Source organism: Schinkia azotoformans, assembly GCF_035811335.1.
Lineage (GTDB): Bacteria > Bacillota > Bacilli > Bacillales > Bacillaceae_J > Schinkia > Schinkia azotoformans.
Map to the genome: position 1 here is coordinate 19,071 of NZ_JARSMD010000034.1, position 19,613 is coordinate 38,683.

Consider the following 19,613-nt stretch of genomic DNA (forward strand, 5'->3'; position numbering starts at 1 on the left):
ACGTCCCCCCTTAACTAACTTCCATTGAGTCAACAATGCCAATAATGGCGGCATCTATGCAGGAAGTAGAGGTTTCGAATACATACATTGCCGGTTCTCCTTGTGTTACAAGAACATATTCCCCTTTTCCTGCACCAACAGAGTCCACAGCAACTTCAAGTGTTCCGAGGCTCTCATCTTTTGGATTCACCTTTTGTACAATAAGAAGCTTTTTCCCTACCAGTTCATCACTTTTTCGCGTAGCGACGACACTACCAACAACTATTCCGATGTACATCTTTATCACCAGCCCCATTATTCTCGAATGATCTTTACTCTAAGCTCCCTAGCTGCCTCAAGAGCAAGAGGACTTAATATGGTTGTAGATGGAATTTTTAAAATCATTTCCTTCTGCCTTGCTTCGACAATATCATTTCTTGTAAGAACTTTTTTCTTATCTTCATAGATTTGCTTATTCGATTCCGGTGCTTGATTTTTTTGATTGGAGAAAGTAAAGACATTCATCTGAACAGCTTGGTATAAATTTTTTGCGTCTACTAGCTTTACGCCGTAGCTTTCCAAAGTTCGAAGGTGTTCACCCATTTTATCTAAATATGCCTTTGGTGCTTTATTTAATCCTAAATCCGATCTGATTGGATTTTGCAAATCACAGGAATCCTTTGCTGCAATGAACGGAATCCCCTGCATAATCATGTTCGAAGCAAGATTGGTCGCCATCGTATCAGCGATGCCCAATGCTATCTTTACCGCCGTATTTAACGTTAATGTGGGTACAATGAAGGCACTGACTCCCTCGTAAAATGAACTTAATTCCTTTATTTCTTTTTCAACATACACTCTAGAAGTTCCAAGCTGTTCCTTTATCAAATGAGGTGTAAGAACATACTCAGCGCTATTGGATAGCAAAATGTTTAAGTCCCAGCCATTGTCCTGCAATAGCTTTATTTGCTGCAAAGCCTCGGGAAAGCCAATAGCTCCGCCTGTAAAAAGGACGGTTGCCCTTTTCATTCTTTTCTGCAAACGCTTAAGCACTTCTTCCACTATACTGTTCAGCCATTCCTCAGCGTTCAAATCTTTCACCTCATTTCAAACTGTTTAGTGCAATGCCTAACGGAGTGATAAGGAGAGGATGTGCAGGCTTTATCGTTTCAATGCCAATTTCTTTGAAAAAAACGTCTTCAAATTCATCAAAGCAACTTGCTCCCCCTACCACATAGATTTTATCTACATCAAAGTCTCGAGTATGTCTTTTGACAATCGAAGCCATTTTTTCAACAACAGGTTTAATAATGGAAAAAACTTCACCCTGTCTGGCTGGGTCCATTTTTAATGCATCTCCCTCAGCAAAAGAAACCTTATAATGACCAGCCACCACTAAGCTCATATGAGTTCCTCCCGTAGGCTCGTCGGCTGTATAGATGACTTCTCCATTCTTTAAAATACTTATGCCCGTTGTCCCTCCACCAACATCAACCACAGCTCCGTCAGTGACACCTAGTACCGTTGCTGCAGCAGTAGGTTCATCAATTACATTCGTAACTTCCAGCTCAGCGGCTTCCACTACATTAGAAATCGCCTTCATGTTGCCTCCAATTGTTCCGGGTGGCACAGCTGTTGCAGCATGGGTCAGTGTCGTATCAAGCAAATCCTCTACTCGATTTTTAAGCTCTTTCACGATTTTCACTGCGCCCACATAATCGACAACGAGTCCATCCTTGACAACAGATGCAGGATAAGAAGCTCCGGCGACCGGGTTGCCCTCTTCGTCTATAACAGATAGAACAATATTGGCCGTTCCAAGGTCAACGCCAACTTTTAAATCCCCGTTATATTTCTTTGCCTGCTGCTCATTTATTAGTTTTGCAAAGCTATTAATATAGTTGTTGATTTTCTCCGCATCTATGGACATTGTTCATCTTGGCCCTTCCGTATTTTCCCTAATTCCCCATTACTAATACCGGCTGCATTTGCTTCGTCCGTATCGACATGCATTTCCAATTTGTATTTGTCCGAAACACGGATTAAAACGTTGCTAAAAATGGTTTTTCTTTCTCTCCCCACTTCTACTTCTACCATATCCTTATCTTTCAGTTGGAATTTCCGCGCAAATTCTGGCGGTACATGGATATGACGAAGCGCCCCAATGACTCCTTCTTTTAATTCCACGTCACCTATTGGTCCCTTTAAAAGAATACCTGGTGTACCAACAGTTCTTCCAGACTCCCTAATCGGAGCCCGAACACCAAGCTTATAGCCGTCTGTTAAGGATACCTCCACTTGGGTGTTTTTTCGAACGGGTCCCAATATCCTGACATTTTTTATTTCACCTTTAGGACCAACAATCGTAACTGTTTCCTCTGCTGCGAATTGTCCCGGTTGCATCAACTCTTTCATTTTCGTTAACTGATAGCCTTTTCCAAAAAGAGTTTCTAAGTCTTGTTGACTTAAATGAATATGGCGATTGGAGACTCCGATAGGTACATAGGGTTGTTCTTCAAACACTAGCAGCCTGGTCAGAACTTCCTTAATAATCTTTTCTTGTGTAGCCTGGTCATACATTTTAAGTCCTCCCTGTTTACTAACTATTTTTCAGATATAGATGGGAGTATTCTTTCAACATCTGAATGCGGTCTAGCAATTACATGAACAGATACAACTTTGCCGACTCTTTCGGCAGCAGCAGCACCGGCATCTACAGCTGCTTTTACAGCACCCACATCGCCTCTTACCATCACAGTAATAAGACCCGAGCCAATTTGTTGATAGCCGATTAGGGTTACATTTGCAGCTTTAGTCATAGCATCAGCTCCCTCAATCGCAGCTACTAATCCTTTCGTTTCTATCATTCCTAGTGCATCATTCATTGGGCATTCCTCCTTAGTTTTTTATAATGAATACAAGTTGACTTTAAGTCCCCTTTTCTTCGCGGACATTTAGGATCATTACAAATATTGCATACTTCTATTAAACCATTTCGCTCTTCATCCGCTTCACCGGCATCCTCAAGGAAACTCTGATTCTCTTCCATGATTTGCTTATCAGTTAATAGAGCTTCTTCAGGAACTTCAGCATTAAAATCAGATGCGGTATCTTCCAGTGAGGGTACCCCCTTTACTTCAGCCAGCCCCAACGAAGTGGAATGTTCAACCGTATTTGGCTTATGTTCTTTATATGGATTACCTTGGCCGACTGTTTCGTTTGAATAAACAACCTTATCGACCCCATTGCCTGGTCTGGGGATGATATGTTTGCTAAAGACCTTTCCAATCCTCTCCGCAGCGATTACCCCTGCTTCAACAGCGGCTTTCACAGCACCAACATCACCTTCGAACTTAACTGTTACCATTCCTCCACCCTTGGTCAGTTCATATCCAACTAGAGCAACGTTGGCTGATTTCACCGCAGTGTCTGCAGCTTCAATTGCTGCTGCTAAACCAACCGTTTCAATCATTCCTAATGCTTGCACGAATCGTTCACCCCCTCTATTTCATTTCCTGGAGCAGTTTAACAACTATAGCGACAATAGTAGCTATATCTTCTTTTGTTATTGCCTCTTCCTGTATATGAATACGTTCGTTTATTTCTTCTTTGGCTTCTTCAAATGACTTAAATGGAATTCCTTTTACCAGTCTTGCAGCATTGGCTCCTAAAACCCTTTGCTTGTATGTTTCCTTGAGATTTATATTAAAAAGCGGTTGGCTTTTGGCCAGCTTTGTATAATGAAGAATGACTTGGCTATCCTCACCAATGCCGATTCCAACACCCAAGGTGGATTCTAAAGCAGCTTGATAACTCAATTCCAACGCTGATTTTTCAAGCTTTTCCTTTACAAAAGAGGGGACCCCTTCTTCTTCGACTCCATTCAGTAATGATTGAAATAGGAAAGGGTCATTCAGCTGTTCATTAAAATAAACATGAATTGCCTGCGTCTCATTTCCACTGTTTATTTTCACTGGAGTCCTCCCCCTTCGCCTAGAGCTAAAATTAATCCTGTTGCAACCGCATTTCGTGGACCCTCTGTCCCTCTTATATTCCCTCTGCCGGCAACGATGCTATATTGTGACAAAGCATCTGTGACCAGTTGCGGAATTTCAAAGTCCAACGCAGATCCGCCAACTAACACAACAAATTCCATTTCCCGAATATTGCCGGTTGGAGCCACCATAGTCAGTGCCCGAAGTGCATTTGTAACAAAAACCTTCTCCTTCGACCCGCGTCTAACAATCTTCACCTTTTCGACCGAATGCTGACCTGGTATCGGAATCATGGTACCTTCCTTCAATATCACAACTCTGGCAAACACATGGGGTTCGAGCGGCCTTTCAAAGAATTGCACCGTTCCATCCTCATGACGAATATGGAATAGGCTTTCAACTTTTGCCAATGGATATTTTTTGATATCTTCTGCTAAAGCAATGTCATCAAGACCTAATTCGGAGTTGATCAGCATTGTTACCATATCCCCTGCACCGGCCAAATGGACAGATGTCGTTTTGCCTGATTTAGTGATAATGGATGCATCTGTGGAGCCTGCCCCCATGTCTACAATGGCGATTGGCACATTTGTTCCAGGAGTGGAAAGAGCACCACGAATAGCCATATCAGCCTCAACGCCGCCAACCTCTACTTTGACATTGATCCTTGAACGAAGTTCATCCGCAATCATTTGCATTTGTAATTTATCAGCCTTAACCATCGCTGCGATTCCAACTGCGTTTTCCATAGAAAACTCTTCAGCCAGACCGCCTTTAACCTTTTGCGGAATAAAGGTATTAACGGCTAACAGATCCTGGATTTTTATATCATCGGGCTGTTGCTTTGTTAACTCAGACATAACCTGTCTAACCCGTTCAAGCATACCGCCGGCATTTGTTCCTGCCTCACCTTTGATATCCTCAATTGGTGCAGCATTAGTCATTGCATGCATCATTTTTTCGGCACCTTCATCTACATCAACTGTTACTCTTCTTTTCCCAATAACATGAATCTTACCTGCAGGGATGCTTCTAGCCTTGACATCTCCTTTAGGTGTCTTTATAACAACAGCCGAACGATTTCCAATGAGTGCCCTGGCAATGGGGACAATCATTTTTGTTTCGTCACTGGATAATTCAAAAACAGTAGCTATTCCATAAGGATTAGCAAGAATCTCTACAACACCACCCGGTGGTGCTACTTCAATGGCTGCTTTCATTCCAATTGGTACCTTCTCCAAAAGATTTACTTCATCAACAATTGGAATTTTCGTTTTAATTCTATTATTAATAAGCACGCCATCATCTTTTTGCACAATAGCACCATTTATATTAATCCCTTTGTCCAAGGCGCCATTAATTAATTCTGCGGCTGTAGTAAAATCAATGCTGCTATCAATTAGGACAATATAATCTTCTTCATTATCGGCGTTCTCTAATTCAACAATATTAATGGTTGTTCCAATGCCTAGACCCATGCCCCCTGGTGTAGTAGGATTGTGGCCAATCATCGTTGACTCGGTAATGATGGTTTCCGTGATTGTTTCCATTGCCACATCCCCAATTACAGGCGCTGCTTCATTTATACGAATAAGATCTAAATTTTCAATTTGTCGATTAATTTTGTTGAGAGCTTGTTTAATAGCAACAAGGACGCCATGGATATTTTGCCGGGTACCTTTAATCCCTGTAGTGCTCACAAAGTCACTGGCTAAAAATGTAACTCGATAATCATCCGTTACATTCGCGATCGCAACTTCTGTCGTGGCATTTCCAATATCCACTCCTGCTACCAATTTCATTGATTTTGCCTCCTGAAATCACAAAAAATTTATTATTCCTTTTTTAATCTATCTCTTTGTTCGTATACTTCTGTAGCTTGACGTACTAAGTCAGCATTCATTTTTGCGTTATATTTTTTTTCTAATTCATCAGCAATTGCTTCCAGCTCTTCTTTAGTAGAACGGTAGGGTCTTAAAGCGTTATAGATTTCAAGAATGCGGGCATCCGGCACAGCGATAAGTTCCGCTGCTCTGCGGAAATTTTGTGCTAATGGATGCCTTCCCATGGAATCTGCTATTTGTGCTTGCAGCATTAATGTTTCCGGAGCAATCCGCACATCCTCAGCGGTTACAGAACCATCTAAAACTCCTTTTAAAGTGATGTCTGCTAACTTTTTATTGGTAGGTGTTTTAATGAGGTCCGGTCTTTTTTCACCTAATGGATAATCCTTCTTAGCCTCTACTGTTGCACATGTCGTTGTTTTAGGTGGTGCAGCTGTTTTTCTCTCTATGCCAGTAGTCATTGATGCCATTACTTCTTTTACGATTTGTTCGATGAGTTGTTGATTCATACTGTTCACCTCCGCTTAATTGAATTTAACCTGTAATTCTACTGGTTTCTTATTTCGGTCTACATGCTCTGTTTCCTTAATATGTAGCAGCGCTGCAATTGCTTGATATTTCGGACGTGCCATTTGATCATTTTTTGTCGGAACTGGGTTTGGAGATTCACCTTTTGCATATTTAGCCGCATTTTTCCCAATCGCCCGGAATGTATCTGAATCTAATAACGGCGCCTGCGGGAAAAGCTCTAAATTAGCTAATGGTTGCAAATCCTTTTGATGAATAACCGTTGTTCCTTTTGATTGAATACCAATCCCAATTCCTGAGCCGCTTATCTTGGCTGCTTGGTGGGCAACAAAGCCAACATCAGATGTATGGTACACTCTAATAACACGTGCAGTTAAGCCTTCTTCTTCAATTCCTGCGATTACTTCTTTTAGAACTTCATTGTGGGGTACTTTAACAATCGTTTTTGTCTGGTGTATTCCAAAAGCAGGAGCAAGGGCAACAACAACCTCATCTTTTCTTGCTCCTACTGTAGCAATGCCAGTTTCCGTTAGTTCTAATCCTTGGATAGCATTTATTACAGATGATGGTTTTGGACCGGCAATGATTTCGGGTTGTTGATTTTCGACTTTTAAGCTCAATAATACTTCTTCAATGACTTCACGAATTAGTTTTTCATTAATAGCCATATAGATTAAACCCCTTCCTTGATCAAATGCGCCTTGGCGTATTTGTGCCCAGATTTTTTCGAGCTTGCTCGAAAAACTACCTTTAAAAATCTGTAGCATCCGCCGGAGGCTTTAACTTTATTCAGCCGGGGTTCGTACCCCTACTGAATTTAAATACTAATTTACATTATCTCGCCACTTATGGAAGTGGGAGACTTCTGCTGAATAAAGTTAGTTCACATCCTCTGGTCTGATTGCACGAGGAATATTCTTGATTTCCTCCCATCTTTCTTCACTAATGCGATAGCCGGTTCCAGGACCTCGGTAATCGTTTAGATCATTAACTGCACTGATAACGTTCCAGTCTTTGTTAATGATGGCGGATGTATGCAGATAGTCGCCAGAAACACGTTGCTTTAACATATTCAAGACGTTTTCGGCAACATCCTCAAAACCACCTTTGCTCAATGCCTTCACAACATCGAGACCCGTTACTCCACGTTTCATCATACTGTCTACTGCTCTTAAGTCTTCTACTATATTACGGTCCGGCATATCCTTGCTTCCATGGGCATATGTTGCAGCTTCTACTTCTTCATCTGTGATCGTTGGAAGCCCTAAACCTTCAAAGACTGATTGAACTGCTCTTGCCGCTTTATTTCTGACCGCAACGACTTCCTCTTCAGAAACTGGTCGTAAGCCGCCATCTACTTTCAAATCTCGCTGTAGTACGTTATAATCATCAAAATCTTCTGCATCGAAGTTAGCGCCGGCAAACATATTGTCATAGTTCGGTACTGAACTATATCCTGAGAAAATAAAATCTGTACCAGGCAGCATTTGCATCAGTGTCCGCGCCGTTCTTCTGATATCAGAATGAGAGAAGGTTTGGTCGTTACCAGAAGCAACTTCCATATCGAGCATCGTTGTAAACAAGTTTTCTGCAAGCACCGCACGAATACCAGATGGAACGCCACCCGGAACACCAATACAGCTGATAGAACCGTTTTGCAGCCCTTGAGAACCGGCACCTTTGGCAATATAGACACAACGAGCTTCTAAATAAAGCATAGATTTACCTTCTGCGTAGCCCATTTGCACTTCTGAACCAGTTCCTGATGTAAAGCGCATTTTCAATCCACGGGATGCATAAGCCGATGCTAAGAAAGTCTTTGAATAGGGAGTATCATCACCATCAACGAAGACGGGCTCAGTTCCATATACTGAAACAGTTTCGGCGTAGCTGGTAAGTCCTCTCATCCCCATTTCAAGTTCGGTAGCTTCCTCCACAGAACATTGTGTTAAAATTCCACCACGCCCCGTTTGCGAGCCAACTAATAGTCCGAGCGCATTAAAAGGAGCATACCGAACAATACCAACCGTTGTTTCTTGTTCATCAAAACCACGCAAGGCAGCTTCTGCCGCATCTGCCGCAATCTGAACAGGATTATCTTTAACGTTCGTAACATGGCATTGATTTGAAGGCGTTTTTCTTGCTCTCATTTTTTGCAGTGCCATCATTAACTCAACCACATTCATATCGGCAACAACTTCACATAGCTTTGCCGGGGTCATTGCTGTGGTGAGTGGAACAATTTTTTCTCTTGGCACGTTAATATCTACTAACATTCTTGCAAATTGTACGGAATCAATCGCCATTGCTTCTTCAGTTTTTTCAATATTAATAGCGTAATCAGCGATGAAACGGTCGATGAAATCAAATTCATCCCTCGTTTTGCCGTCTAATTCAACAATGACGCCATTTTCAATCTTTATACTTGGCTTAGGATCATATGGACCATCCATCGCCATTAAGCCAACCTCCGGCCACTCAGCTACAAAACCATCTTGGTTCACTGGCCGCTCTGCTAATACCTGAAAACGTTTGGATTTCATGGATTTACCTCCTTAAGTTAAATGTAAGGAACTGTATCTGTCACAGGTTCACTTCCGAGAGTACCTAACAACTTGATTCCTACTTCTCTAGCTGCTATAAGAGCTTGACGAACAGCACCTGAATCACCGCTAAATGTCAAAATCACTTCGTTTGTAAAACTGGTTCCACTAGCAGGTGAGCTATAGCTAATAACATCTACATTCGCAGCCTTTACTGCTGTATCCGCAAGGACAACGCCGATTGCAGCAGGTGCACCCACGAGTAGACCGAATGATTTACCAAGTTCTGCATTAAAGGCTTTTTCGCATGCTTGGCTCGCACGGGCGGTATATTGGAATTCAAGATGACCTGCTTCGTTTCCATATACATCACCGAATGTGCGCTCTAATTCTTTAAGCGCCACTTCAACGGCACGTCGGGCATCAGCCACATCTTCCGCTCCAAAAATAATTAAACTTCCGTGACCGGCTCCACCCTTTGTATCACGTGGCAATTCAATCGCTAAAATTTCAGTATTTGTGGCTTTTACTGCTTCATCTGCTGCCATAATTTGTGGACCAGCCCCTGTACGACCGCCAATAATACCAATAGAACGGTATTTCTTGTCAAGCTTCATTGCTTCATGAACACTTGAATCTACATTGGCGATCACAAGGCCAATTGTGTCTCCGCGTCCAGTGCCGACAAACTCAGTTAAACCACAGAGTTTCTTTTCCTTACGAGCTACTTCCACCTTTGGAGCTACTTCTATATTTGGAGCACCAACCTTTTTGATAACTTCTTCCATGATTTTTTCAATTAATTTTTCTTCCATGTATTAACACCTCCAATTTTTTATTCCTGAATGATCTTTGGTAAAATCCCTTCCACTTCTGAGTGCGGTCTTGGAATAACATGAATAGAAATGACCTCTCCGACTTTTTGTGCAGCAGCGGCACCTGCATCAGTCGCTGCCTTGACTGCGCCGACATCGCCGCGTACCATAACGGTAATTAACCCAGACCCAATTTTTTGATAGCCGATAAGTGTAACATTTGCTGCTTTAACCATTGCATCTGCTGCTTCAATAGCACCGATTAAGCCTTTTGTCTCCACCATTCCCAATGCCTCTTTAATCATAAAAAAACCTCCAGATAAAATTTTTTAAGTGAACCTTCTTCTCAAACATGCCCACAATAATAATCTTAGATCATTTTCAGAATCTTTTCGCAATAGGATTTTGGCTTATAAAGGCAAAGATTTGGTATATAAACTGATAACTTTTTGTCTTTTACAGGTAAATTTTTGTCCAGCTGTTAAAAATGGACAAAAAAATTCCACCTGGCTCGATTCGATTCAGGTGGAATTTCAATTCTACACATACCAATTTCCATTAGGAATATAATTATTTCTTTTTAATAAATGAGCGGTGGAATTTGGATTATCCTTTTTTTCTTTTCTATAATCTGTCGGAGTCACACCAACTATTTTTTTGAATACTTTACTAAAGTAATTTGCCTCTTGATAATTGAGTTCCAAGGCAATGTTTAATACAGGCATATCCGTTGATTCAAGAAGGTCTTTTGCTTTTTGAATTTTCCGTTCCGTTACATAATTGACAAAGTTGATTTTTAATTCTTTTTTAAATAGTTTACTAAGATAGAAAGGGCTTAAATGGACGAATTCCGCCGCTTCTTCTAATGTAACTCCTTTTTGAAAATTCTTTTCAATGTAATTAAGTACCGATTGAATCACTTTAATCTCTTTAATAGACTCGGTGTCTTTCATCGTTTTAAAAATATCTTCTAAAATGCATAACATGGTACTTTCAAACGTATTGGCATTAATATGTTGGATTTTTTCCTTCCATTCCAACCTTTTTGAAAACAATAACTGTTTTTCACGACAAATAGTTCCCAAACCCTTGATAATACTGTTAGTAACAGGACAGAGCGCATGACTATTATTTGCACATACTAAAGTCAGCTGCTCTGTAATAGCTTTCAACTGCTCTTTCGAATTCTTAAAATCTTCTTTATAAATATAGTCAATAAACGGCTCAACGATTTGCTCTAAGTTTTCAGTATGTGAACTAACCTGAGACAAATACAGATTTACAATCTTATATATATCCTTCTGGGGATACGGCTTCAGAAGGTATCCATCTGCACCCATTTCTAATGCCTTAAAGACAAAATCAGAAGAGCCGTAATCGGTTAATAATATAACTTTATTTTTTGGCTTTAAACGCTTCATAAATTTTATCAGATATACAATATCCGTCCCAGGAATTTTGATATCAAGGAAGGTCATGTCTGGAGAATTGGATTCAATAAGGGCCAAAGCTTCTTCGACGGAAGCAGCTTCTCCAACCACCTCAACATTTTCCATATCTTTTAAGATAACCTTCAGGGCTTCTCTTACGATAATTTCGTCATCTATTAGCAAAATGTTGTACACTCGGAGTCCCCCAAACAATATTATTTTGGCACTCTAAACCTTACTGTTGTACCACCTGCATCATTCTGGGTAATCTTTAGTTTATATTCATTGCCATAATTTGAGGTCAGAATGAAATTTACATGGTGCAAACCAATTCCCTTAGAATGGCTTTCTCGTTCCGTTCCACCACTTTTATCCATTATACTTGCAATTGCAGTTGCGGTCATACCTATACCGTCATCTATCACCTCGCATATAAAATCATCATCAAGTATGTAACCTTTTATTTGGATCGATCCTTTTCCATCCTTTGGCTCTATGCCATGTATATACGCATTATCTAAAATAGATTGTAAAATCATTGCTGGAATTTTAATAGATCTAAGTTCCTTTGGAATATCTATCATCACTTGTACTCGATCTTCAAATCTTAATTTCTGCAATTTCACATACATATAAATATAGGAAATTTCATCCTCAACTGTCACAAAGGTATTATCATTAGTTAATAAGTATTTCATCATTTCAGAAAAAGTTAAGATGACATCTTGTGTTCTGGATGCCTTCTCCAGAACTGCCAAACAAGACATTGTATTCATAACATTAAAAAATAAATTTGGATTAACCATTAGTTTAAAGAATTGCTTTTGCTTAGCATACAATGACCTCTCCAAATCAGCCTGGATTTTCAGTTGATTGATAAGCTCTTGATCTTTCGCTCTTAACTCTTCCTGTACGTATTGAATAACATCTTTTTCGACCATATTATTAATAACATAAAACATCATTTTTGCCGCTGCAGTGATTTTTTCGATGGAGATAATAGGAATTTGGTCAAAATCAGCAACTATTTCTTTATTTTCCTTCCAATTGGAAGACTCTTTTATTATGTAATCAAGTCTATCATTTTCCGTTTCATTCAATTTTACCTGACCAACAAGCATAGAACCGATGAATTGCCCTTTGATAATAATGGGGACAGCAATGTCTACCAATCCAGTATGACACCGGTACATAAAAAAATTCTCTCTTCTTACTGCCTCTAATCCACCATATGCATCGCATTTCAGGCATTTATCGTAAAGTTGTTGATCTTCACGAATTTTCTTGCAAAATAATGAAAAATTGCTATATTCCGTTACTGGATTCCCGCGAAAGTCTACTGTTATTGCTGCAAGTCCTGTTGCTTTCGCAAATGAATCCTGTACTTTTTGCAAAAAGTCAAGATCAATAATTTCCTGTATATTCATAAATTAATCCTTTCTTTTTTTTGATAAGAATTCGAATAGCTAAAATTAACAGAAACCGCTTACAATAAACATATCAATAAAATGGTACTTAAATCTATTATGCTACAATTCTCGACAAATATCGAGAAAAGATAGGCATAATTTGTAATTAATTGTTATTTCTATCATAAACCAAATATCTAAGAATTCATAGTAAAAAATATGGAACACGAGAGTCATCCCCCGTGTTCCTATCTTGTTCCTACCTTGTTCCTATTGCAATTCCAGCCCTGGAATTCCGTTCAAATCCAGCCCTGCTCTTTTGCCTTTTTCAAATTCAATACTGCCGGCTGCTGCGATCATCGCCGCGTTATCCGTGCATAAATATAATGGTGGAATCACGAGATCAATATCTGTCTTTTCGAATTCTTTTTCAAGTGCAGCCCGCAGTCCTTTATTTGCGGCGACACCGCCAGCTAGAAGGACTTGTTTTACATTATATTTTTCCGCAGCATACTTTGTCTTCGTAACAACCACTTCAATAACACTAGCCTGAAAGCTTGCAGCAAGATCTTCAGGCCTTATTTCTTCACCGCGTTGGCTTGCATTATGAAGGATATTAATGACGGCAGATTTTAACCCACTAAAGCTAAAATCAAATGAATCCTTTTCTAACCATGCTCGTGGAAGGTCGATGGTAGGATTGCCTTCATGTGCAAGACGGTCGATATGAGGACCTCCTGGATATGGAAGATTGAGCTGACGTGCTACTTTGTCATACGCTTCCCCGGCCGCGTCATCTCTCGTTTCCCCAATGACTTCATAAGAGCCATGCTCCTTCATATAAACAAGCTCCGTGTGACCACCGGAAACAACTAATGCTAGGAGTGGAAATGTCATTTCCTTCACGAGACGGTTGGCATAAATATGCCCTGCAATATGATGAACTGGTACGAGCGGAATATTATGGGCAAAAGCCAACGCCTTTGCAGCGTTCACACCTATTAATAAAGCCCCTACTAAACCAGGTCCTTCCGTTACAGCTATAGCAGCGATATCGTCATATGTAATTGCAGCTTGATTCATAGCCTCCTCTAGAACTATCGTGATTTGTTCAACATGATGTCTAGAGGCAATTTCCGGAACTACCCCGCCAAAACGTTTATGGCTCTCTATTTGCGAAGCAACGACATTCGCAAGAATTTCCCTGCCATTCTTTATGATTGCCACTGCTGTTTCGTCACAGCTTGATTCGATTGCTAATATAATTTGATCTTTATCTTTCATATAAATTCACCCACATTACTAATGCATCTTCATAATTATCCGTATAATAATTTTTGCGAATGCCACCTGCTTGGAAGCCATATTTCTTATAAAGCTTTTGAGCTACTATATTAGAAACTCGAACCTCCAATGTTACAACTCTTAAGCCTAAAGCACGACTAAATTCAATGACTTGCTTTAATAAGGCGTCACCTAATTTTCTTCCTCTGTATTCCGGTAATACAGCAATATTTGTGATATGCCCTTCATCAATAATAACCCACATACCGCAGTAGCCAATTACTCGATTGTCCAACTCCATCACTATATACTTTGCATATTGATTGGTTGCCATTTCGTTGTAAAATGCTTCCTTGCTCCACGGCAAGGTAAAAGAACTGATTTCAATATTATAAACTTGCTCAACATCTTCCACTGTCATTAAACGGAATTGAACAATATCCTCCATCGGTGTTGCTCCTTGTATTAAAATTCTCGTTGTCTTGGTCACGGGGGCGGCGGTGGGACATAGGGTCGGGAACTCTGTCCCAGCTAAGACGCAGAACCCGCCCCCGTGCCCCGTTTCCGATTTATCCTTGTTTTTGCGCTTCGATCCATTTTGCTTCTGCCTCAGCTAAGCGGATATAGTTAGGAGCAAATGCATGGACCTCTTGCGGCTCTTTCTCAATTCCAATGATCGCAAGTTCAGACGGCCGCGGGTTGAACAAAGAAGGAGAAGCAATGATCGCCTGATCCTGCAATACTTCCTTAATAACAGATTCATGAATAGGAACATCATTCCCTACAAACAATACTTTCTCATCTTGCTGTTTCAATTCAGCAACCCAATCTTTGAGCATAATAATTTGATCCTCATTTATTGATTGAAACTTATCGCTATTCATCTTATAAAGTCCTGTATACACTTGACCTCTTCGGGCATCAAAAAGGGGTGAAACTACTCCGTTGAAATGCTGACCATTCCGGGCCAACACTTCAAGACTGGAAACTCCGACGATTGGAATATTTAGAGTCCATGCTAAGGTTTTCGCAATTGTAACGCCAATTCTTACCCCTGTATAGGAACCAGGTCCATGCGCAACAATAATGCGCTCTAATTGCTTCGGCTCGACTCCAACTTCCTTCATTAAATCACTGATTGCCGGCATAAGCCTTACAGAGTGATTTTTGCTAAGGTTTGTAATGTATTCGCCAAGAATCGTGGTCCCATCAATTACGGCTACACCCATGATCTGGTTTGATGTATCAATTGCTAATGCTTTCATTTGAAAAAAACTCCTTACATAAATCTATATACCTATTCCCAACAGGTTCGAGGATTATTTTTCTACCGGTATCATTTACATAGTTAATTTTTATTTTTAAAATTTCAGCTGGGAGCATATCTTCAATAAAATGGGCCCACTCTACCACAGAAATACCACCACCATGAAAATATTCATCAAACCCTAAATCCTCGTCACTTTCCTCTAACCGATACACATCCATATGATATAAAGGTAATTTCCCGTCCATATACTCCTTAATAATTGTGAATGTCGGGCTATTTACGGTTCGAGTTACCCCTAAACCTTGCGCCAATCCTTTAGTAAACGTCGTTTTACCAGCACCAAGGTCTCCTTCTAACGTGATTACTGTCCCTTTATCAAGCCTTTGTGCTAATTTTTCAGCAAAATCCATTGTTTGTTCAGCGGAATTGCTATCATAAATAAACTCCATTTAAACGATCACCCTATTTATTTGAAATGATTAAAGCCAAGCATTTGTAATAGATTCATTTGGTCGCCTTGTTTTATCAATACTTTTGCAGGTCCGTTCGTTACATACCCAATTTTAGTTATAGAATAATTTTTCTGCTCGCATTCTTTTTTGATCTCAATCCAATCTTCCTCCGAAACCGTTCCGACCAATTCATAGTCTTCCCCGCCATTTAACATCCAGTGAAGCTGTTGATCTTCACTAAAGCTTGTAATTTGGCTGCTTTTCGGAAGTTTCTCTGCCTCGATCACAATTGTAACATCGCTTGCTGATGCGATTTCATTCAATTCGCTGGCGATTCCATCACTAACATCATTCAAGGCCACCCGAGGAAACTTAGCAAGAATTTGCCCGATCTCTACTCTTGGCTCTGGAAGCTGATGTCTTGTGATTAATGCCTGTTCATCCTTTGAAAAATTAAAATCGACTCCGCTTTTTAGCAAAAGCTCCAAGCCTGCCATTGAATCTCCTAAACTTCCTGTGGCAAAAACAATATCATTCGCTTTTGCATTTTTTCGCAAAAGATGTCTTCCTTTAAGTACCCGTCCTATTACCGTCACAGTAATAACAAGGCTATGCTTCGATGAAACCGTGTCCCCACCGATTAAATCCATTTGGTAACGGTCGGCCAGCGCCTCCATCCCTTTATATATTTCTAAAAGTTCAGTATCGGGCCAGTGCTTCGGTATCGCAATCGATACTAAATAAAAATTCGGCACACCGCCCATTGCCGCTATATCACTTATATTACTGGCAAGCGCCTTATAACCAATATGGAATGGCTTCATTGTCTGCCGATTAAAATGCACTTCTTCTATCATTGTATCCATACAAACGATTTCTTCAACATCATTATTTCCAGAATATAGAGCGGCATCATCACCGACCCCCGCAACTAAATGGGGCTGCTTATATTTTTTAGGTGTAATGCTATTTATAAATGAAAATTCATCTTGAACAGACAAATTTATTCCCTCCAAATTGAACACTTCTGTGGGCCACAGTTCTGGGCCACAGTTCCCGACCCTCTGTCCCAAAAAAACCCTTAGGAATGGCTCCCAAGGATTTTTTCAGTAACCTATTCTATTTTCGCATACTGTCTATTATTTTACAAAATAAGATTTGTCCAATGCTTCGATAAATGCTGCAAGAATATCCTCTGGATCCTCAATACCTACTGAAATACGGACAACGCCTTCAGTAATGCCTAGCTCTTCTCGCAGTTCATTAGATAAATTGCGATGTGAGGTACCTACTGGATAAGATACGGTTGTCTCCACTCCAGCCAATGTTGGTACAATTTTTACCCAAGAAAGTGATTTGAAGAACTTAGAAATATCACATTTTCCTGTAATATCAATTGTAACGATGGCGCCGTTCCCTTTTTCTGATACGAATTCAGGGTAGTAAACTTTTCTTACACCCTGATGATTCTTTAGACCGTCTGCTAGTTTCTGGGCATTTTTAACATGACGTTCCATCCGTAGGCTTAATGTTTTCAGACCACGGGTTCCGAGCCAAGATTCAAACGGGCTTAAGTTAAGGCCAAGATTAACAACCTTTGCTCTTGCTTCTGCAATTAAATCACTATGACCGACAACAACCCCTGCTGAAACATCGCTATGACCGCCAATGTACTTTGTCGCACTATGGGCCACGATATCAACACCTTGTGCATATGGGTTCAATAAATAGGGTGTCGCAAAAGTATTATCAATCATTGAATAAAGATTGTTTTCTTTAGCTATTTGTACAAGTTGGCCGATATTTTCAACCCTTAATAATGGATTGGTTACAGACTCTGTATAAATTAGCTTTGTATTGGGCTGGATGGCCTTCTTAATTTCTTCCTCATTTTCAAAATTCACAAATGAAACGTCAATCCCAAAGTCTTTAAGTTCCCCTGAAAGCAATTGGTATGTACCACCATAGATATCATTTGTTGCGACAATATGGTCTCCTGCTTTTACAACAGCTAAAACACCGGCCATAATAGCAGATAAACCTGATGATGTCGCTACCCCAGCAGGTGCGCCCTCCAAATTCGCAACCGCCGCTGCAAGTTCATCTGTATTTGGATTCCCAGTACGAGTGTATAAATATTTACTTTCACCTTGATAAAAGCCTTCTAGCTCTTCTAAGTCTGAAAAGGCAAAGGCAGAGGTTTGGTAAATGGGATTAACTTTACTAGCACTTGAGACATACTTATTTTCAGATAAATGTACAGCTTCTGTATCAAAATGATGCTTCATTTCAAATCTCCCTCGCAAAGTGTATTTATTTTTTACATTAAACCTTTAAAGGGTGAAAGGTCAAATTATTTTTTACTATATTAATAGATTATTGTAATAAAACAGGGAGAACGAAAGGACATAAAAAATAATGCCTAATCAATTAAAAGGGGCATCTAAAAGTCAATTTTTCATGACTTTAGAGACCCCTGATACACATATATTACAACCTATTGCCCCTGACCCCCGACAAGAGTATCCATTCTAATATGGTCACCCTTGAAATTATTTTCTCTCGCTTTTTGTACTTTGTCATTTAACAATGCCTTTTGATTAACTATATTTGATGTTTTTTCATTTCTTTTTACCATAAGAGAAACCCTCCCGCGTTTTAATTAAACATTTATTTAAATCGATACTATTTTGCGGAAAAATGGTCAGGAACATTCATAAAAATATCAGTTGGAATGAATTGCTTTAATTATTGCAACTTAGGGCAAATTAATACTATAAGTGATAAAAGAATAATACCAACAATGCAGGGAGTATAGAATGATACAGGTAATCGCAGTTACACATGACTCTAAAAAGGTGACTTATACAAATCTCGATGAGTTGGATATAACATTATATAAATGGTGTTGGATCGATTTCAATATGCCTACTCATGAAGAGATAGATGAGCTTCACAATTATTTTCACTTTCATCCATTAGCGATTGAGGATTGTGTTCATAGACTACAACGTCCTAAGTTAGATTATTATGATGACTTCACATTTTTTGTAACCCATGTTATTAATCCAGATGATTTCACAAAAGAGGAAATTAACTTTTTTGTCGGCAGCAACTTCGTAGTATCTTTTCACTATCAAAATTTTAATCAAATCAACCAAGTATGGAATAGGCTTATTTCAACAGATATTATTAAAGATTGGGATCAGTATCACTGTTTTTATGAAGTGTTGGATAAAATTGTGGACCAATACTTCCCGATTATTTATAAAATTGAGGATGTTCTAAATGAAATTGAAGATAATACTGAAAATAAATCAATGGATATTTTATTAGATGAACTTTTCGATATCCGCCACCAATTATTAACTTTGAGGCATACAGTCAACCCGATGCGAGATCTGTTATATCGAATGCTAAACTCACAGCATTTAGAAGGAATCAAAAGAAAAGTACCTTACTTCTCTGATATCTACGATCATTTATTAAAATTGTCAGAGATGGTGGACTCAAATCGTGAAATTACAATGGATATTCGTGATAGTTATATATCTGTGAACTCTCACCAAGCGAATCAGGTTATGAAGATCCTTACTATTATAACCTCCATTTTTGCACCATTAACCTTTATTGCTGGTATATATGGAATGAATTTTGAATATATGCCGGAGTTGACTATGAAATATGGATATTTTATATCTTTAGGATTGATGGGTATCATTGCGTTATTAATGTTTTTTTGGTTTAAAAGGAAAGGATGGTTTTGAGGAATATAAAAAAGAGCAGCATCTCAGCTACTCTTTTTGTTTGCTTGGCAACGTCCTACTCTCACAGGGGGACAGCCCCCAACTACCATCGGCGCTAAAGAGCTTAACTTCCGTGTTCGGAATGGGAACGGGTGTGACCTCTTCGCTATCGTCACCAAACATATTAAATTGAAGGTTGTTCCTTCAAAACTAGATAATCGGTATTCATATTTACTTCATTGTCCAGCTACAGCTCCCAGCGACTCGTAAACTTCGCTCATCTCCCTACGATAAGTCAACATCGACTCACTTGTGTTC

Annotated in this window: 23 protein-coding genes and 1 rRNA gene; 1 reads left to right on the forward strand and 23 read right to left on the reverse strand. The window is 39.6% G+C overall.

Features of this window, described 5'->3' with window-relative positions:
* Nucleotides 1-10: 10 nt before the first annotated feature.
* The 22 genes from P9E47_RS19575 to P9E47_RS19680 all read right to left on the reverse strand — a co-directional run bounded on the left by P9E47_RS19575 (nucleotide 11) and on the right by P9E47_RS19680 (nucleotide 18,187).
* The gene (locus tag P9E47_RS19575; protein ID WP_003332100.1) at nucleotides 11-277 is read right to left on the reverse strand and encodes a EutN/CcmL family microcompartment protein; all 267 of its coding nucleotides are present in this window, start codon (nucleotides 275-277) and stop codon (nucleotides 11-13) included.
* A gap of 17 nt (nucleotides 278-294) precedes the next feature.
* On the reverse strand, nucleotides 295-1,080 hold the full coding sequence (locus P9E47_RS19580; RefSeq protein WP_235786736.1) for a flavoprotein: 786 nt from the start codon (nucleotides 1,078-1,080) through the stop codon (nucleotides 295-297).
* 1 nt (nucleotide 1,081) lies between these two features.
* Nucleotides 1,082-1,909 carry an ethanolamine utilization protein EutJ gene (gene eutJ / locus P9E47_RS19585; RefSeq protein WP_003332102.1) on the reverse strand — a complete coding sequence of 276 codons (828 nt, stop codon included), beginning with the start codon at nucleotides 1,907-1,909 and terminating at the stop codon, nucleotides 1,082-1,084.
* Nucleotides 1,900-2,559, reverse strand: a complete 660-nt coding sequence (locus P9E47_RS19590; protein ID WP_003332104.1) for a phosphate propanoyltransferase — start codon at nucleotides 2,557-2,559, stop codon at nucleotides 1,900-1,902. Before P9E47_RS19590 ends, eutJ begins: the two co-directional genes overlap by 10 nt.
* A gap of 23 nt (nucleotides 2,560-2,582) precedes the next feature.
* A complete protein-coding gene (locus P9E47_RS19595) occupies nucleotides 2,583-2,864 on the reverse strand; it encodes a BMC domain-containing protein (RefSeq protein WP_003332105.1) in 282 nt (93 codons plus the stop codon).
* On the reverse strand, nucleotides 2,861-3,466 hold the full coding sequence (locus P9E47_RS19600; protein ID WP_003332106.1) for a BMC domain-containing protein: 606 nt from the start codon (nucleotides 3,464-3,466) through the stop codon (nucleotides 2,861-2,863). The genes P9E47_RS19595 and P9E47_RS19600 overlap by 4 nt, the downstream gene beginning before the upstream one ends.
* A gap of 16 nt (nucleotides 3,467-3,482) precedes the next feature.
* Nucleotides 3,483-3,953 (reverse strand): glycerol dehydratase reactivase beta/small subunit family protein, encoded by a 471-nt coding sequence (locus P9E47_RS19605; RefSeq protein ID WP_003332107.1) that lies wholly within the window; start codon nucleotides 3,951-3,953, stop codon nucleotides 3,483-3,485.
* A complete protein-coding gene (locus P9E47_RS19610) occupies nucleotides 3,950-5,776 on the reverse strand; it encodes a diol dehydratase reactivase subunit alpha (RefSeq protein ID WP_003332108.1) in 1,827 nt (608 codons plus the stop codon). The genes P9E47_RS19605 and P9E47_RS19610 overlap by 4 nt, the downstream gene beginning before the upstream one ends.
* Nucleotides 5,777-5,808: 32 nt before the next feature.
* Nucleotides 5,809-6,327, reverse strand: coding sequence for a diol dehydratase small subunit (locus P9E47_RS19615; protein ID WP_326164439.1), 519 nt, complete (start codon nucleotides 6,325-6,327; stop codon nucleotides 5,809-5,811).
* A gap of 15 nt (nucleotides 6,328-6,342) precedes the next feature.
* Complete coding sequence (locus tag P9E47_RS19620) at nucleotides 6,343-7,014, reverse strand: propanediol/glycerol family dehydratase medium subunit (protein ID WP_003332110.1); 672 nt, start codon at nucleotides 7,012-7,014, stop codon at nucleotides 6,343-6,345.
* 210 nt (nucleotides 7,015-7,224) lie between these two features.
* Nucleotides 7,225-8,889, reverse strand: a complete 1,665-nt coding sequence (locus P9E47_RS19625) for a propanediol/glycerol family dehydratase large subunit (protein WP_003332111.1) — start codon at nucleotides 8,887-8,889, stop codon at nucleotides 7,225-7,227.
* A gap of 17 nt (nucleotides 8,890-8,906) precedes the next feature.
* Nucleotides 8,907-9,704 carry a propanediol utilization microcompartment protein PduB gene (gene pduB / locus P9E47_RS19630; RefSeq protein WP_035197535.1) on the reverse strand — a complete coding sequence of 266 codons (798 nt, stop codon included), beginning with the start codon at nucleotides 9,702-9,704 and terminating at the stop codon, nucleotides 8,907-8,909.
* A 20-nt stretch (nucleotides 9,705-9,724) separates the two neighbouring features.
* Nucleotides 9,725-10,009 (reverse strand): BMC domain-containing protein, encoded by a 285-nt coding sequence (locus tag P9E47_RS19635; protein WP_003332113.1) that lies wholly within the window; start codon nucleotides 10,007-10,009, stop codon nucleotides 9,725-9,727.
* Nucleotides 10,010-10,243: 234 nt separating this feature from the next.
* Nucleotides 10,244-11,329 (reverse strand): response regulator, encoded by a 1,086-nt coding sequence (locus tag P9E47_RS19640; RefSeq protein WP_003332114.1) that lies wholly within the window; start codon nucleotides 11,327-11,329, stop codon nucleotides 10,244-10,246.
* 20 nt (nucleotides 11,330-11,349) lie between these two features.
* A complete protein-coding gene (locus tag P9E47_RS19645; protein WP_003332115.1) occupies nucleotides 11,350-12,561 on the reverse strand; it encodes a PocR ligand-binding domain-containing protein in 1,212 nt (403 codons plus the stop codon).
* A gap of 252 nt (nucleotides 12,562-12,813) precedes the next feature.
* Nucleotides 12,814-13,827, reverse strand: a complete 1,014-nt coding sequence (gene tsaD / locus P9E47_RS19650; RefSeq protein ID WP_326164441.1) for a tRNA (adenosine(37)-N6)-threonylcarbamoyltransferase complex transferase subunit TsaD — start codon at nucleotides 13,825-13,827, stop codon at nucleotides 12,814-12,816.
* Nucleotides 13,817-14,275 (reverse strand): ribosomal protein S18-alanine N-acetyltransferase, encoded by a 459-nt coding sequence (gene rimI / locus P9E47_RS19655; RefSeq protein ID WP_003332119.1) that lies wholly within the window; start codon nucleotides 14,273-14,275, stop codon nucleotides 13,817-13,819. The genes tsaD and rimI overlap by 11 nt, the downstream gene beginning before the upstream one ends.
* Nucleotides 14,276-14,396: 121 nt before the next feature.
* The gene (gene tsaB, locus P9E47_RS19660) at nucleotides 14,397-15,092 is read right to left on the reverse strand and encodes a tRNA (adenosine(37)-N6)-threonylcarbamoyltransferase complex dimerization subunit type 1 TsaB (protein WP_326164443.1); all 696 of its coding nucleotides are present in this window, start codon (nucleotides 15,090-15,092) and stop codon (nucleotides 14,397-14,399) included.
* On the reverse strand, nucleotides 15,073-15,546 hold the full coding sequence (gene tsaE, locus P9E47_RS19665; protein ID WP_003332121.1) for a tRNA (adenosine(37)-N6)-threonylcarbamoyltransferase complex ATPase subunit type 1 TsaE: 474 nt from the start codon (nucleotides 15,544-15,546) through the stop codon (nucleotides 15,073-15,075). The genes tsaB and tsaE overlap by 20 nt, the downstream gene beginning before the upstream one ends.
* 17 nt (nucleotides 15,547-15,563) lie before the next feature.
* Nucleotides 15,564-16,550: a thiamine-phosphate kinase gene (gene thiL, locus P9E47_RS19670; RefSeq protein WP_326164444.1), complete on the reverse strand. Its 987-nt coding sequence runs from the start codon at nucleotides 16,548-16,550 to the stop codon at nucleotides 15,564-15,566.
* A gap of 138 nt (nucleotides 16,551-16,688) precedes the next feature.
* Complete coding sequence (locus P9E47_RS19675; protein ID WP_003332123.1) at nucleotides 16,689-17,837, reverse strand: trans-sulfuration enzyme family protein; 1,149 nt, start codon at nucleotides 17,835-17,837, stop codon at nucleotides 16,689-16,691.
* A 209-nt stretch (nucleotides 17,838-18,046) separates the two neighbouring features.
* Nucleotides 18,047-18,187 carry a hypothetical protein gene (locus P9E47_RS19680; RefSeq protein ID WP_169315877.1) on the reverse strand — a complete coding sequence of 47 codons (141 nt, stop codon included), beginning with the start codon at nucleotides 18,185-18,187 and terminating at the stop codon, nucleotides 18,047-18,049.
* A gap of 181 nt (nucleotides 18,188-18,368) precedes the next feature.
* Between P9E47_RS19680 and corA the strand changes: the two genes are divergently transcribed.
* Nucleotides 18,369-19,316 (forward strand): magnesium/cobalt transporter CorA, encoded by a 948-nt coding sequence (gene corA, locus P9E47_RS19685; RefSeq protein ID WP_326164446.1) that lies wholly within the window; start codon nucleotides 18,369-18,371, stop codon nucleotides 19,314-19,316.
* Nucleotides 19,317-19,358: 42 nt separating this feature from the next.
* Here the strand turns inward: corA and rrf are convergent.
* Nucleotides 19,359-19,475, reverse strand: a 5S ribosomal RNA gene (gene rrf, locus P9E47_RS19690).
* Nucleotides 19,476-19,613 lie beyond the last annotated feature (138 nt).

Coding starts and splice junctions, on each gene's coding strand:
- P9E47_RS19575 (WP_003332100.1), bottom strand. CDS start 277: ATGTACATCGGAATAGTTGTTGGTAGTGTCGTCGCTACGCGAAAAAGT.
- eutJ (WP_003332102.1), bottom strand. CDS start 1,909: ATGTCCATAGATGCGGAGAAAATCAACAACTATATTAATAGCTTTGCA.
- P9E47_RS19590 (WP_003332104.1), bottom strand. CDS start 2,559: ATGTATGACCAGGCTACACAAGAAAAGATTATTAAGGAAGTTCTGACC.
- P9E47_RS19595 (WP_003332105.1), bottom strand. CDS start 2,864: ATGAATGATGCACTAGGAATGATAGAAACGAAAGGATTAGTAGCTGCG.
- P9E47_RS19610 (WP_003332108.1), bottom strand. CDS start 5,776: ATGAAATTGGTAGCAGGAGTGGATATTGGAAATGCCACGACAGAAGTT.
- P9E47_RS19615 (WP_326164439.1), bottom strand. CDS start 6,327: ATGAATCAACAACTCATCGAACAAATCGTAAAAGAAGTAATGGCATCA.
- P9E47_RS19620 (WP_003332110.1), bottom strand. CDS start 7,014: ATGGCTATTAATGAAAAACTAATTCGTGAAGTCATTGAAGAAGTATTA.
- P9E47_RS19625 (WP_003332111.1), bottom strand. CDS start 8,889: ATGAAATCCAAACGTTTTCAGGTATTAGCAGAGCGGCCAGTGAACCAA.
- pduB (WP_035197535.1), bottom strand. CDS start 9,704: ATGGAAGAAAAATTAATTGAAAAAATCATGGAAGAAGTTATCAAAAAG.
- P9E47_RS19635 (WP_003332113.1), bottom strand. CDS start 10,009: ATGATTAAAGAGGCATTGGGAATGGTGGAGACAAAAGGCTTAATCGGT.
- P9E47_RS19645 (WP_003332115.1), bottom strand. CDS start 12,561: ATGAATATACAGGAAATTATTGATCTTGACTTTTTGCAAAAAGTACAG.
- tsaD (WP_326164441.1), bottom strand. CDS start 13,827: ATGAAAGATAAAGATCAAATTATATTAGCAATCGAATCAAGCTGTGAC.
- rimI (WP_003332119.1), bottom strand. CDS start 14,275: ATGGAGGATATTGTTCAATTCCGTTTAATGACAGTGGAAGATGTTGAG.
- tsaB (WP_326164443.1), bottom strand. CDS start 15,092: ATGAAAGCATTAGCAATTGATACATCAAACCAGATCATGGGTGTAGCC.
- tsaE (WP_003332121.1), bottom strand. CDS start 15,546: ATGGAGTTTATTTATGATAGCAATTCCGCTGAACAAACAATGGATTTT.
- P9E47_RS19675 (WP_003332123.1), bottom strand. CDS start 17,837: ATGAAGCATCATTTTGATACAGAAGCTGTACATTTATCTGAAAATAAG.
- P9E47_RS19680 (WP_169315877.1), bottom strand. CDS start 18,187: ATGGTAAAAAGAAATGAAAAAACATCAAATATAGTTAATCAAAAGGCA.
- corA (WP_326164446.1), top strand. CDS start 18,369: ATGATACAGGTAATCGCAGTTACACATGACTCTAAAAAGGTGACTTAT.